The sequence below is a fragment of the Amycolatopsis sp. NPDC059235 genome (assembly GCF_042754125.1).
Classification (GTDB): Bacteria; Actinomycetota; Actinomycetes; order Mycobacteriales; family Pseudonocardiaceae; genus Amycolatopsis; species Amycolatopsis albidoflava.
Genome location: NZ_JBHZAG010000059.1, coordinates 54,096 through 67,024 on the forward strand (window position 1 = coordinate 54,096; position 12,929 = coordinate 67,024).

The window sequence follows — 12,929 nt, forward strand, 5'->3', positions numbered from 1 at the left end:
GCGTTATCTCAGTCATTACGCTAACTTGAGCTGCATGGACGAGGACTGGGAACTCGCGTTCGCCGACGACGCCGGCCGCCACTTCGCGCGGCAGTACGGCATGACGCCGATGACCGGGCGGGTGATCGGCTGGCTGCTGCTCTGCGATCCGCAGCAGCAGACGATCGCCGAACTCGCGGGCGCGCTGCGGGCCAGCCGCAGTGCGGTCACCAGCGCGATCAGCGAACTCGAAGAGTGGTCCTGGGTCCAGCGCACGCGAACGGCCGGGGAACGGGTCGACCGCGTGCGGCTCGCTCCGGACGTGTGGCTGCGCCTGCTCGACAACCAGTCCGAGTACGCCTCGCTCAGCGCACTGGCGCGACGCGGACTGGAAGCGATGACCGATCAGCCCGCTGAACGACGGGCGCGGCTGGAAGAACTCGCGGAGTTCACGAAGTTCCTCGCCGAGCGGATGCCCGAGCTCGCCGTCGAATGGCGCGCTCGGCGCGAAGCCTTGCACAGCAAGTAAATCCGGCTTCACCACGCGCCTGGCGAATCTCGTCAGGCGATTTCGCCCTGCCCGAAATATCTCACTGGGGAGAACTGATGTCTTTCGATCACGCGCACTGGCAGGCCCGGCTCGACACTCTGCGCGCCGCCCACGGCGTTCCGGGTGCGTCCTTGGCCGTGCTCGACGGCGGAGAGGTGCACGAACTCGCGAGCGGCGTCCTGCACCGAGGGACCGGCGTCGAGGTCACCACCGACTCGGTGTTCCTGTCCGGCTCGCTCGCGAAGACCTACACCGCGACCGTCGTGCTGAACCTGGCCGACGCGGGCGCCCTCGACCTCGACACCCCGATCGTCAAGCTGCTGCCGGAATTCGCGACGCCGGACCCGGTCGCCACCGAGACGATCACCGTCCGGCAGCTGCTCAGCCACACCGGCGGCCTGACCTGCGACTTCACCTACGACTCCGGCCGCGGCGACGATTGCCTCGCCCGCTACGTCGAAGCCGCCGCCGGGGTGGCGCTGGACTGCCCGCCCGGCACGGCGCTGTCCTACAGCAGCGTCGGGTACGCCGTGCTGGGCCGGGTCATCGAGGTCGTGACCGGCAAGACGTGGGACCAAGCGGTTAAAGACCTGCTCTTCACCCCGCTTGGGCTGGAACACTCGATGACGCTGCCCGAGGAGGCTTTGCGCTTCCGCGTGGCGATGAGCCACCTCGGCGAGGAACCCACGCCTGTCTGGGATTTGATGCCGCGCTCAGCCGGACCGTACGGCCGCGTCATCATCTCCGCCGGCGACGTCGCACGCTTCGCGAAGATGCACCTGGACGGCGGCGTCGCGGCCGACGGCACGCGCGTACTGTCCAGCGACGCGGTCGCGCTGATGCAGCGCCGGGTGGTCGACAGCCCGGACAAGTGGACCGTCTCCGCCGACGGCTGGGGCCTCGGGTGGACGCTCTACGACTGGAACGGCGTCGCCGGATTCGGACACGACGGCAGTTCCGTCGCGCAGCATTCGTTCCTGCGGGTGGTCCCGCACGCCAGCGTGGCGGTCGTACTGCTGACCAACGGCGGCGACTTCGACCGGCTGTACCACGAGCTGTTCAGCGAACTGCTGCGCGAACTGGCCGACGTTGAGATGCCGCCGCCGTTCGCGCCGCCGGCCGACCCGCCCGCGGTCGATATCGCGCCGCTGGTCGGGACCTATGCGCGGGAGGGCGTGATCACCACGATCAGCCGGGCTGACGACGGCAAAGCGCGGATCAGGTACGAGTTCGTGGACGGGATGAAGGACCTGTCGCCGCCGCTGGAAGCAGAGCTGGTGCCGGTGACCGAAACAGTGTTCGCCGCCTGCGGAGAATCCTTCGGCGCGAACCCGGTACCGGTGGTGTTCTCCAAGCTCGCCAACGGCAGCCCGTGTGTCTACATCGGAATGCGAGCCACACCGAAAACCTCATGACCACAACCCGAACTCACGACAACAACCGCTGCTCCTTCGCGACGGCGACCGCACCAGCCCGGGTATCAACATGCCAGAAGGCGCGATCACCACGACCAGCCGGGCCGACGACAGCACAGCGCCGATCAGGTCACCACCGCTGGAAGCAGAGCTGGTGCCGGTGACCGAAACAGTGTTCGCCGCCTGCGGAGAATCCTTCGGCGCGAACCCGGTACCGGTGGTGTTCTCCAAGCTCGCCAACGGCAGCCCGTGCGTCTACATCGGAATGCGAGCCACACCGAAAACCTCGTGACCGCAACTCACGACAACAACCGCTGCTCCTTCGCGACGGCGACCGCACCGGCCCGGGTATCCACGCCGAGCTTCTCGTAAATCCGCCCCAGATGCGTCTTCACCGTCGCCTCGCTGATGAACAGCCGTCGCGCGATCTCGCGGTTCCCCAGCCCCTGCGCGAGCTGTTCGAGAATGTCCCGTTCGCGGTCAGTGAGCGTCGGCCGCGGCGCGCGCAGCTGGGCCATCATCCGGTCGGCCACCGGCGGCGACAACGCGGTGCGTCCCGCCGCGGCCGACCGGATCGCCGCGTACAGCTCGTCGGCGGACTCGGCCTTCAGCAAATATCCCGTGGCACCGGCCTCAATGGAGCGCGTGATGTCCGCGTCGGTGTCATACGTGGTCAGCACCAGCACTCGCGGCGGCGTCGGAGCCGAGCGGAGCCGCCGGATCGCTTCCACGCCGTCCATTCCGTCGCCCAGCTGCAAATCCATCAACACCACATCCGGCCGCAACGCGGCGGCGAGGTTGAGCGCTTCCTGCCCCGTCGCCGCCTCGCCGACGACCTCGATTCCACCGGCGCCGGCCAGCAGCGCGCGCAGTCCGGCCCGGACCATGGCGTGGGTCGTCGCAGAGCACGACCCGAATGGGCTGATCGTCAGACATGGTTGGGTCCCAACGGAATCGCGGCCGAGATGGCGGTGCCCTGGCCGGGCGCGGATTCGACGGTCAGCCGGCCGCCGAGCTGCGTCGCCCGCGCGCGCATGGCGGGCAGGCCGTGGCCGCGGCCCTCGGCGCTCGGGGCGGCCGGGTCGAAACCCCGGCCGTCGTCGGTGATGTCCAGCACGACCTCATCGTCTAGGTAGGTGAGGGTGAGCGCCACTCCCGACGCGTCCGCGTGTTCGCGCGCGTTGGCCAGCGCACCCTGCGCGATCCGGACCAAAGTGGACTGCACGCGGCTGGGCAGCGGCCGGGCGGGCCCGTCGACCTGGACGCGCACCGGCCGCGGTTCGCGTTCGGCGACGTTGCGCAGCGCCTCCTCGACCGAGTGTCCGTCGAGATCGGCCGGGGCCAGGTCTTGCACGAGACCGCGGGCTTCGGCGAGGTTTCGCGTACCGATCTGTTGTGCCGCATGCAAATGCTCGCGCGCCAGGTCCGGGTTCGCCCACGCGCGGTCGGCCGCTTGCAGCAGCATCGCTTGGCTGGACAGACCTTGCGCCAAGGCATCGTGAATCTCGCGAGACAGCCGCTGCCGTTCGTCCAGCATTCCCGCGCGACGCTCGGTTTCCCGCAGCCGCACCGCCTGCCGCCGCAGGTACGTGATCACCGCGGCAGTCACGGCGGCGACGGCGACCGGCACGATGGTCAGGTTCGGGTCGAAGCCGGTCGAAAGCCGGTTCTGGGAGAGCACCACCAGCGCGGTCACCAGCGTCACCAGCACTAACGCGGGAACGGTCGGCAGCGTGCGGAGGCCAGTGACGAACAGCGGAACCGCGCACCACGCGAAACTCGGCGCGAGCAGCACGAGCACCACCCACAGCACGGTCACGACGGTCAGCCAGGCCAGATACGGCACGGTCACCTCCTCCGGACCGGTCACCCGCAGCACCAGGCCGACCGCGTAGACCGCGGCGAGGCAGCCGGTCAGCGCGATCACCCAGGGCGCGGCCGGTTCGCCGTGATGGTGGTCGAGGAAGCGCACGATCGACGCGACCAGCAGCAGGAAGAACGCCGTGTGCATGGTCGCGGCCAGCCAGCGCGCGTCCCGATCAGTCATCGCCACCTCCGTTTCAGGTCCTCAGTGGAGCCTGACCTGTGCGAACCCGGCCGGCATCAGCCGATCGGATGACCTGAGTGTCGGCCGTTCCGCGCCGCGAGGCGAGCCGAGACTCCGATCCGGTGAAGGCGGTCCCGGACGCACGATGAACGCATCAAGCCGGACAAGCCAAGGAGCACCCGATGAAGAACTTCACCGCCAAGACCCGCATCGCCACCGTCGTCGGCGGCCTCGCCGTGATCGGAGCCGCCACCACCGGCGCGCTGGCCGCCAACGCCGCCACCCCGGCCGCGTCCGCCGCCCCCGCCGCCGCTCCCGCTCAGGCCGCGCCGAAGGGCCTGGTCCAGACCACTCATCTGTCGATCGCCGCCGCGCAGAAGGCCGCGCAGGCCGCGCTCGCCGCCGCCGAGAAGGCGGGCCAGCACGTGTCGGTCGCGGTGGTCGACCGCGACGGCAACACCATCGTCACCCTGCGCGGCGACGGGGCGGGCCCGCAGTCGTACTCGTCGGCCGAGGAGAAGGCGTTCACCGCGGTTTCGTGGAACGCCAAGACCTCCGAGCTGACCGGCCGGCTGCAGCAGGCCCCGACCCTGAAGGACATCAAGGGCACCCTGTTCCTCGCCGGAGCGGTCCCGGTGGACGCGAACAACGCCCCGATCGCGGCGGTCGGCGTGGCCGGCGCGCCCTCCGGTGCGCAGGACGAGAGCTTCGCGCAGGCCGGGGTGGACGCGCTCGGCAAGTAAGACTCCCGCGGAGATGCGGCCGGTGGTCCGGTTCCGGTTCGGCGGGCCTCGTCGTTGACGGCGAGGCCCGCAGGCCGGGGCGAGGTTTTTGGCTGAATCCGCCGGTGTTGGTTGCCTTGAGCCCGGGCTTCGGGTCTGGGTGAACCTGCCGATGTTGCCCGCCTCGATCCCAGGACCATGCCCTGGTTGAGCCCGAGCCATCCCCGCGACAGGAACCGGTCGACCTCGCCGACAAGCGGCAGGCGAACTGCCCGAGCAGCCGCCCCGGCATCAGCCCGTTCGACCCCTGCCGCTCACGAAGTCCGCACAGCCCCGTACCGCAATCCGTCGAGCAGGATCTCCGTGATCCGGACCGCCTCGTCCCGCCAGCCCTCCGTGATGCGCATCCCGCACATCCCGCCGAGGGCGCGCAGCATGGTGCGTCCGCCGATGTCAGCGCGGAGCTTTCCGGCCGCGGCACCGGCGTCGAGCAACTCGTCGAGCGCACCCGCCATCTGCGCACGGGCGTCCTCGAACACCGGCGAATCCGTCGCCATGATGCTCTCCAGCGCGACCGCCATCCCCTTGCCGACGGCCGCGTGGTCCACCAACCGCAGCAGGAAATATCTCAACGCCTCGTCTGGCGCGTGCTGTGCGAGCAGTTGAGCCGGCACAGCGCACAACTGGTCGACTTCCTGCCGGTACACCTCTTCCACGAGCGCTTCCCGCGTCTCGAAGTGCCGGTAGAGCGTGCCGACCGCCACCCCGGCCCGCTTGGCGATTTCGTCGACATGCGCGTCGGACTCTCCGGCGAGGAACGCTTCTCGCGCGGCGGCGAGGAGCGCATCACGGTTGCGTCGCGCGTCGGCGCGCAACGGACGGGTGGACGGCACCAGCACCTCCATAAAGTGAGTCCGGTTCAGTTTAGTGTATCGTTTCCGGAGTCAGACTCACCTTAGTGCGGGAGCGATGCCATGACAGTTCCGGACGAGGGTCTCGCGGGCCTCCGCGTGCTGGTGACCGGCGGCAGCCGAGGGCTGGGTGCGGCAACGGTCCGCCGCTTCGCCGCCGCCGGCGCGACCGTGTTGACGGCTTCGCGCAGCGCACCGCCGGACGATCTGCCCGCGACGTTTCTCCCCGCGGACCTCTCGACCGAAGCAGGCGCGGCGGAGCTTGGCCGCCGGGTGGTCGAGAGCGTCGGCGGGGTCGACGTCCTGGTCAACAACGCGGGAGCGGCGACCGAACCCTCGCCGACGCTCAAGCGGACCGACGAATCCTGGTTCGCCGACCTGGAGATGAACCTGCTCAGCGCCGTTCGCCTCGATCGTGCGCTGGTGCCGGGGATGGTCGAGCGCGGGTCCGGCGTGGTCGTGCACGTGTCGTCGATCGCGAGTCACCTGCCGCAGCGCGGTGAAGCTCCTTATGCGGCGGCGAAGGCCGCTCTCAATGTGTACAGCCGCTCGCTGGCGACGGAGATCAGCGCGCAGGGCGTGCGGGTCGTGTGCGTGTTGCCGGGGTTTGTCGTCACGGAAGGCGCGGCCGCACATCTTCAGCAAATCGCGTCCCAGGAAGGCGTTGGGGTGGACGAGATCCAGCAGCAGATCGTGGACCGGCTGGGCGTGCCGATGGGGCGGCCGGGCGATCCGTCGGACGTGGCGGAGATGATCGCGTTTCTCGCGTCCAGCCGGGCGAAATGGCTGACCGGGGCGGAATTCCGGGTCGACGGCGGGATTATCCCGGCCGTCTGACCGTCGTAACAGAGGGAGTGTCCCATGGATTTGAAGCTTGGCGCGGTGATCATCGACGCGGCGTCGCTTGAGGAGGAGAGCGCGTTCTGGCATCGGCTGCTCGGCGGTTCGGTCGCGACGACGGAAACTCACCACCTCCTGCGGGCTGAAGGGTTTCCGGTGCTGGTGATTCAGCACGCCGCCGGGCAGCTGCCGCCGGAATGGCCGGACGGAGGGTCGCAGCAGATGCATCTGGACGTCACCGCGGACGATCTTGCCGCGGCGGAGAAACGGGCAGTGGAGGCGGGTGCGCGTCGGCTTTCCGGCCGCGTGTATGCCAGTCCGGCTGGGCATCCGTTCTGCCTTCGGCAGGCCTGAAGCTCCGATAGGCTCGGCGGATGAATCACCCTGCCTTGTCGTTCGGTGCGGCGGCGTCCGCGTACGCCGAGCATCGTCCGGACTACGCGCAGGCCGCGGTGCGCTGGGCTCTCGACGCGGCACCCGGGCCTCGGGTGCTCGATCTCGGCGCGGGCACCGGAAAACTCACCGCCGCTTTGGGTGCCGACGTGATCGCGGTCGAGCCGGACCCGGCGATGCTAGGCGAACTGCGGCGCGCGCTGCCGGACGTCCGCGCCGAGCGAGGCAGTGCCGAAACGATCCCGCTGCCGGACGGGTCCGTCGACGCCGTGCTGTCCGGCAACGCGATGCATTGGTTCGACATGGACGCCGCCGGCCCGGAGATCGCGCGAGTCCTTGCGCCCGGCGGGATTCTGGCCGGATTGTGGAATGTCGTGGACGACCAGGCGGACTGGGTCGCCGAGCTGGCGCGGGTCAGCGGCAGCGCGGCGATCGGGCCGCGCGACACCCCGTCCGGCTGGCGTTCCGCGACCGCGCATCTTCCGGAAGCCGGTTCGCCGACCAGGTTCGAGTCGCCGGAGCGAGCCGAGTTCCCGCACGGTCAGGACCGGACCGCTGACACGTTGGTCGCGACTCTGTCCACCCGGGCCGGGATGCTGGTGCTGCCGGAACCTGAGCGGTCCGCGGCGCTTGACCGGATCCGTGGTTTCCTCGCGGAGCGGCCGGAGACCGCGTCAGGGACGTTCACACTGCCGATGTCGACTTGTGTACTGCGCGCTCGACGGCTCTGAAACAGCCGTCGCGGCAGGAAATCTGCCGCCGAAGAGCTAGCTGCCGAACCGCTTCACGTAGTCCTCGACGATCGGCCGTTCCGGGGCGATGATGTCGTCCGGCAACCGGTCCAGCTCGAAGAATTCGTACCCGGTGATCTCCGTCCCGTCCACAGCGACCTCGGTGTTCTCGACGGTCGCGGTGAACGCGGCGGTCACGTTATGGACCTCGTCACCGTGCGGGTACCGGTAGAAGTACTCCGGTCCGGAATAGACACCCAGCAGTTCGAGATCCCTTACCACCAGGCCGATTTCCTCCCGAACCTCGCGCCGGCCAGCGTCCTCATAGGACTCCCCGGGGTCGAGGAACCCGCCGGGCAGGCCCCAGTCCTGGCTTTCCCCGCGGAACACCAGCAGCAGCCTGCCGCGTTCGTCGGCGATCAGCACCGACGTTCCGGGCAGGATCAGCGGACGCGTGCCGACCAGTTCGCGCAGTTCGGCGATGTAGTTCATCAGTGGTCAGTACCCTCTTGGTCGGTTTCGGCTCCGCCGCGCGGGCGGAAGGCGACGATCGGCAACTGCTGGACCATCCGGTGCCGCGCCGCGTCGGAGCCGTCATAGTGCCAGCCCAGCAGTTTGCTCAGCACGGGATGCAGGACGGGGCGCAGCAGCAGGTTTCGCCGTTCGTAGTCCGCGATGGCGTCGGCTGCTTCGGGTTCGTCGAGGATCCGGTACTGGGGAGCGAACTTTCGGCGGCCGATCGCGACCTCCGCCGCGGGAGCCGCCTGGATGTTGCGGTACCAGTCAGACGACGGGCCCAGACCGGCGATGGCCAGTACTTCGTCGGCTTGAGGACGGAGGCCGATCACTTCCAGCACGGTCCGGTACTGCCGGCCGGATTTGCGACCGACGTGCGTGAGGCACAGGAAACGCTTGCCCAGCACCCAACCCAGGTCGCGGTCGTACAGTTTCGCCGGCGCCTTGAAGACCGTGCGCGCTATCGGGTTCACGGTCGGACTCCTTCCCTCGCCGAATGGTGCAGGTTCGTGATGAGCGCAGTGGATTTCCCGGTCAAACTTCCGGCCACGAATCGGTCAATTCCGGGCAACCGCGCCAGTTTCAGCGCGAGCCGACGCAACTGGAGCTGCGGCTTGCTGTTGGGGAGGAACCAGCGCGCGCCGTTGCGGGCGACTTGCTGTTTGTCAGCCGCGACGGGACGCCAGAGCCGCTCGTACTCCGCCAGCCCCTCGGAGATGGTCGACGCTCGGTTCAGTTGATCTGCCAGCACGTACGCCCCTCCGATGCCCAGTGACGCGCCCTGTCCGGCCAGCAGCGACACCGCATACGCCGCGTCCCCGACCAGCGTGACCCGGCCCTTGCTCCACGTCGGCATCTCAATCTGGGCGACCTGGTCGTAGTAGATCTCCTCGGACGGCGGACAGTGCGTCAACGCTTCCGGCACCATCCAGCCCAGCGAGCCGTAGGTGTCCAGCAACGACGCCCGGATGTCGTCGGGCATGGTGGGATCGGGCGTGCGATGGACGGCGAAGGCGGCGACCGTTCCGGCGCGCAGACCGTAGAAACCCATCTGGCGACCGACGGTGTCGGTGAGGCAGAACCGGCCAGCCGCCGCTGCCTGGATCTTGGGCGACTTGAACAGGAACGCCGCGGTGTGGAAGCCGAGATAGCGGAGGAACTGCGATTCCTCGCCGAACACCAGCCGCCGGACCGTGGAATGGATTCCGTCGGCACCGACCAGCAGATCGGCTTCCAGGACCGAACCATCCGACAGGGTGGCGACGACTCGGTCTCCGTCGTCCTCGACCGCGACTACCCCGCTGTCGTACCGAAACTCGACCTCCGCGGGCAGCGTCGCGCGCAAAGCCTGTTCCAGATCCGGCCGCAGGACGCTCAGCAACCGGCCGCCGACGGTGCGCGCGAACCGGGCGAACTGAATCTCGGATCGGCGCTTCCCTTGTGCGTCAAGGAGAACCGCTTCGGAAACCGGGTACGCCGCCTCCTTGATCGCGGGCAGCACACCCATCGCCTCGGCCGCGTCGTAGCCGGTGCCGAAGAAGTCGATCATGTATCCCTGCGGGCGCGGGCCGGGCGACCGCTCGACCAGCGTCACCTCGTTGCCCAGCGCGGACAGCCGGTTCGCCGCGGCCAGCCCGGCGATGCCAGCGCCGCAGACCAGGATTCTCATCGCATCCCCCTAAGGTTGAGTGACCAGCCCTCGCAGGACGGCAGTGACCACTGCCGGATCGCCGCCGGGGGCGAGGCCGCGGTGCAGCAGCAGGCCGTCGATGGTCGCCACCAGCACCTCCGTGGTCGCATCCGGTTCGGGAACGCCGCGTTCGGCGAGCCAGCGGCTGACCTGCGCGCGGAACGCCAGGAGCAGTCCCCCGATCTGTTCCCTCAGCTCGTCGTCGCGCCGCGCCGCCAGGTAGGCCTCGACGAACAGCACCGACAACGGATCCACTCCGCTGTACGGCTCGACCGACCCGAACAGCGCGGAGACCAGATCAGCCGGGTTCTGCGTCGCGGCCAGCGCCGGGCCGACGCTCTCCAGCACCTCGCGCATCGCGTCGAGGACCGCCTCGCGCAGCAACGCCTGCAGGGACGGGAAGTGGTAGTGCACCACGCTCGACGTCACCCCGGCGCGATCCGCCAGCACGCGGGTGCTCACCGCGGTCCAGCCGCGTTCCGGCACCAGCTCCGTCGCCGCTGCCAGCAACCGCTGCCGTACCTCTTGGCCGCGTGCCGCCGCCGGAGAACTCATCCCGCCCCATCTCGGTCAATCGCCCTGTTCGATCGCCCTGTGCAGTCGTACAGGGCGATCGTCCTGTACGACTGCCCTGATCGTAGCGCGGCCCGATGGACCAGGTAAAGCGAGTGATCCAAGACTCACCTGAAGGCGGGAGGCGGCGTCATCCACGGACACGCACTCGAACAAGACCCGCGAAGCGGTCGGGCAGAGCATCGCCAACGTCGTCACCGGGATTTTCAGCGGCATGGGCGGCTGCGCGATGATCGGCCGGACGATGATCAACGTGAAGGTCGCGAGCAGCCGGACCCGGCTGTCGACGTTCCCCGACAACCTCGCGTCCAGCAACGATCTTGTCTATCAATTCGACTACGCCGACGACCCGGATCGAGCAGTCATCGGCCTCTCGTCCGCGCACATCCGGGACGCGCGTCGATGCACGAGACGCTGTCCGGGGAGCTAGCGGCCAGCTGAGGTCAGCTCCGTCGCCCGCTCGCGGATCCGCGGCCGGACAGTGAACCCGCTCGGCTTCAGCGTCAGCGATTCCACGATCTTCAGCTCGTACGCGGGATCTGCCTCGAAGTCGTAGCGCTGCAACATAATCCCCAACGCCAGCACCGCTTCGTGCAACGCGAACTGGCGGCCGATGCACGCGCGTTCCCCGGTGCCGAACGGTTTGTACGCCTGAGCCGGACGCTTCCGCACCTCCGCCGGCTCGAAGCGGTCCGGGTCGAATTTCTCCGGGTCCGGCCCCCACACCGTCGGGTCGCGGTGGAGCATCGGCAGCGGAACGATGATCGAATCTCCCTTGCGCATCCGGTATTTTCCGCCCAGCACAAGGTCTTCGCGAGCCTCCCGGGTGTAGCCGGGCGCGGTCGGCCACAGCCGCATCGCCTCGTCGAGCACGCGCCGGACGTACCGCAGCTTCGCCACATCCCCGAACGCCGGTTCGCGATCGCCCCACACCGCATCGACCTCGGCGCGGGCCTTCTCGAGCAGTTCGGGATGCCGCGTCAAGTAGTACAACGCGAACGACAGCGCGCCCGAGGTCGTCTCATGGCCCGCGACCACGAAAGTGATGGCCTGATTGCGAATGTTCACCGGGTCGAGCCGCTCCCCCGTCGTCGGGTGCCCGTCGGTGAGCATCAGGCCGAGCAGGTCACGCGCTTCGCCGCCTTCCCGGCGGCGGCTCTCGATGACCTCGTCGACCAGATTCGTCATGGTCGCGATGTCAGCCTGATTCTGCGCGGACGACCCGGCCAGCGCACGCCGCACGAACGGCAGCTTGACGTTGTCCAGCTGCGCGAACCGCAACGCCCGGATCATCGCGGTGACGAACGGATGCGGTTCGGCCCGCTCGAACGACCCGAACCGGTACCCGAACCCGGCGAGGCCGATCGTCTCGAGCGTCAGCCGCGTCATGTCGGCCGCGACATCCACCGGACCGGTCGCCTCGTCCCACGACGCCGTCAGCTCGCGGGCGACCTCGAGCATCATCGAGTGGTAACGGCGCATCGCCTCGGCGGAAAACGCGGGCTGCAGAATGTCGTGAGCCAGCCGCCAGTTCGGCTCGCGCGTGTGCGCGGTGAACAACCCGTCGCCGACGACCCCGCGCAAACGCTCGACGCCGAGGCCGACGTGCTTGCCGAACCTCGACTCGTCGTTCAGCTCGGTGACCAGGTCGAGCCCGCAGGCGAACACGATCTCCAGCCCGAAGAACTTGCGGGTGAAAATCGGCCCCAGCCCCGCGCCGGCGCGCATGGTGCTCTGCAACGGCGTGCGCACATTGGTCCCGAGCAGGTCCCCGAGCACCGGCAACCGACCCGGCCGGTGCGGAATCGCGGTGGTGTCCACAGTTCGCTCCCTACTGAACCCGCATCCAATAGGGTCACCATCCCCCGCTACTGAACCGGTGTCAAGTAAGCTGGGAAGATGCGGACGCGCCTGAGCACCGAACAGCGGCGCGAACAGCTGCTGACCATCGGCGCAGGCCTGTTCGCGGGACGCCCCTACGACGAGGTGTGGATCGAAGAGGTAGCCGAAATCGCAGGCGTCTCGCGCGGTTTGCTGTACCACTACTTCCCCACGAAGAAGGACTTCTTCGCCGCGATCGTCCGCGTCCAGCGCGACCAACTGCTGGCGATGAGCGAACCCGACCCAGCACTGCCGGTGGCCGAGCAACTGCGCGCGGGGCTGGAGGTATACCTGGAATTCGCCCGCACCCATCCCGACGGCTACCGCATCGTGCACCGCAGCGCCGGCGACGCGGACCGCGAAATCCGGGAAATCTGCGAGGCCGGAATGGCAGCGAACGCCGAGCGAATCCTGGCCGCGGTGAGTTTGCTACGCCCAGTAACCGCAACGACGCAACTGGCGGTCCGAGGGTGGCTTTCGTTTGTGGCGACGTTGATTTTGGATTGGCTGGACGAGCCGAAAATCAGCACGGAGGAGCTGCGGGACCTGTGCGCGCGAACGCTTTTCGCCGCAGTTGACGTGGATCCCGACACGATCTGATCCACGGGCTGCTCTCCCTTGCCCGCGTCCGTGAGGGGAACCCTGAGGGACTCTGAGTCCCTCAGGGTTCCCCTCACGGCC

General features: G+C 68.6%; 16 protein-coding genes and 1 pseudogene. 9 read left to right on the top strand and 8 right to left on the bottom strand.

Annotated elements, in window-relative coordinates:
- Positions 1 to 34 precede the first annotated feature (34 nt).
- The 3 genes from ACFXI3_RS31320 to ACFXI3_RS31330 all read left to right on the top strand — a co-directional run bounded on the left by ACFXI3_RS31320 (position 35) and on the right by ACFXI3_RS31330 (position 2,236).
- Positions 35 to 508 carry a MarR family transcriptional regulator gene (locus ACFXI3_RS31320; protein ID WP_344286886.1) on the top strand — a complete coding sequence of 158 codons (474 nt, stop codon included), beginning with the start codon at positions 35 to 37 and terminating at the stop codon, positions 506 to 508.
- Between the two features lie 77 nt (positions 509 to 585).
- A complete protein-coding gene (locus ACFXI3_RS31325; protein WP_378404387.1) occupies positions 586 to 1,944 on the top strand; it encodes a serine hydrolase domain-containing protein in 1,359 nt (452 codons plus the stop codon).
- 70 nt (positions 1,945 to 2,014) lie between these two features.
- Positions 2,015 to 2,236, top strand: a complete 222-nt coding sequence (locus tag ACFXI3_RS31330) for a hypothetical protein (RefSeq protein ID WP_378404389.1) — start codon at positions 2,015 to 2,017, stop codon at positions 2,234 to 2,236.
- A gap of 7 nt (positions 2,237 to 2,243) precedes the next feature.
- On the opposite strand, the gene ACFXI3_RS31335 is transcribed toward ACFXI3_RS31330, so the two are convergent.
- Positions 2,244 to 2,831, bottom strand: coding sequence for a response regulator (locus ACFXI3_RS31335; RefSeq protein WP_378404391.1), 588 nt, complete (start codon positions 2,829 to 2,831; stop codon positions 2,244 to 2,246).
- A 41-nt stretch (positions 2,832 to 2,872) separates the two neighbouring features.
- Entirely contained in the window at positions 2,873 to 3,991 is a 1,119-nt protein-coding gene (locus ACFXI3_RS31340) for a sensor histidine kinase (RefSeq protein WP_344286892.1), read from the bottom strand.
- Between the two features lie 182 nt (positions 3,992 to 4,173).
- Here ACFXI3_RS31340 and ACFXI3_RS31345 point away from each other — a divergent pair, with 182 nt between their 5' ends.
- The gene (locus tag ACFXI3_RS31345; protein ID WP_344286894.1) at positions 4,174 to 4,734 is read left to right on the top strand and encodes a heme-binding protein; all 561 of its coding nucleotides are present in this window, start codon (positions 4,174 to 4,176) and stop codon (positions 4,732 to 4,734) included.
- 293 nt (positions 4,735 to 5,027) lie between these two features.
- On the opposite strand, the gene ACFXI3_RS31350 is transcribed toward ACFXI3_RS31345, so the two are convergent.
- Entirely contained in the window at positions 5,028 to 5,606 is a 579-nt protein-coding gene (locus ACFXI3_RS31350; protein ID WP_378404393.1) for a TetR/AcrR family transcriptional regulator, read from the bottom strand.
- Between the two features lie 81 nt (positions 5,607 to 5,687).
- Here ACFXI3_RS31350 and ACFXI3_RS31355 point away from each other — a divergent pair, with 81 nt between their 5' ends.
- From ACFXI3_RS31355 to ACFXI3_RS31365, 3 genes are read left to right on the top strand one after another with little or no spacing between them, the layout of a single operon-like run.
- Entirely contained in the window at positions 5,688 to 6,461 is a 774-nt protein-coding gene (locus ACFXI3_RS31355) for an oxidoreductase (protein WP_378404395.1), read from the top strand.
- A 24-nt stretch (positions 6,462 to 6,485) separates the two neighbouring features.
- Positions 6,486 to 6,818 carry a VOC family protein gene (locus ACFXI3_RS31360; RefSeq protein WP_378404397.1) on the top strand — a complete coding sequence of 111 codons (333 nt, stop codon included), beginning with the start codon at positions 6,486 to 6,488 and terminating at the stop codon, positions 6,816 to 6,818.
- A 20-nt stretch (positions 6,819 to 6,838) separates the two neighbouring features.
- Complete coding sequence (locus tag ACFXI3_RS31365; protein ID WP_378404399.1) at positions 6,839 to 7,588, top strand: class I SAM-dependent methyltransferase; 750 nt, start codon at positions 6,839 to 6,841, stop codon at positions 7,586 to 7,588.
- A gap of 36 nt (positions 7,589 to 7,624) precedes the next feature.
- On the opposite strand, the gene ACFXI3_RS31370 is transcribed toward ACFXI3_RS31365, so the two are convergent.
- From ACFXI3_RS31370 to ACFXI3_RS31385, 4 genes are read right to left on the bottom strand one after another with little or no spacing between them, the layout of a single operon-like run.
- Positions 7,625 to 8,080 (bottom strand): NUDIX hydrolase, encoded by a 456-nt coding sequence (locus ACFXI3_RS31370; protein ID WP_378404400.1) that lies wholly within the window; start codon positions 8,078 to 8,080, stop codon positions 7,625 to 7,627.
- The gene (locus ACFXI3_RS31375; protein ID WP_378404402.1) at positions 8,080 to 8,577 is read right to left on the bottom strand and encodes a nitroreductase family deazaflavin-dependent oxidoreductase; all 498 of its coding nucleotides are present in this window, start codon (positions 8,575 to 8,577) and stop codon (positions 8,080 to 8,082) included. The genes ACFXI3_RS31370 and ACFXI3_RS31375 overlap by 1 nt, the downstream gene beginning before the upstream one ends.
- Complete coding sequence (locus ACFXI3_RS31380; protein WP_378404404.1) at positions 8,574 to 9,773, bottom strand: FAD-dependent monooxygenase; 1,200 nt, start codon at positions 9,771 to 9,773, stop codon at positions 8,574 to 8,576. The genes ACFXI3_RS31375 and ACFXI3_RS31380 overlap by 4 nt, the downstream gene beginning before the upstream one ends.
- A gap of 9 nt (positions 9,774 to 9,782) precedes the next feature.
- Positions 9,783 to 10,349: a TetR/AcrR family transcriptional regulator gene (locus tag ACFXI3_RS31385; RefSeq protein WP_378404406.1), complete on the bottom strand. Its 567-nt coding sequence runs from the start codon at positions 10,347 to 10,349 to the stop codon at positions 9,783 to 9,785.
- A gap of 154 nt (positions 10,350 to 10,503) precedes the next feature.
- On the opposite strand from ACFXI3_RS31385, the pseudogene ACFXI3_RS31390 reads away from it, so the two are divergent.
- A pseudogene (locus tag ACFXI3_RS31390) lies at positions 10,504 to 10,659 on the top strand (SulP family inorganic anion transporter); the annotation flags it as partial.
- A gap of 134 nt (positions 10,660 to 10,793) precedes the next feature.
- Here the strand turns inward: ACFXI3_RS31390 and ACFXI3_RS31395 are convergent.
- Entirely contained in the window at positions 10,794 to 12,188 is a 1,395-nt protein-coding gene (locus ACFXI3_RS31395; RefSeq protein ID WP_378404408.1) for a cytochrome P450, read from the bottom strand.
- A 78-nt stretch (positions 12,189 to 12,266) separates the two neighbouring features.
- On the opposite strand from ACFXI3_RS31395, the gene ACFXI3_RS31400 reads away from it, so the two are divergent.
- Entirely contained in the window at positions 12,267 to 12,848 is a 582-nt protein-coding gene (locus ACFXI3_RS31400) for a TetR/AcrR family transcriptional regulator (protein WP_378404410.1), read from the top strand.
- Positions 12,849 to 12,929: the final 81 nt, after the last annotated feature.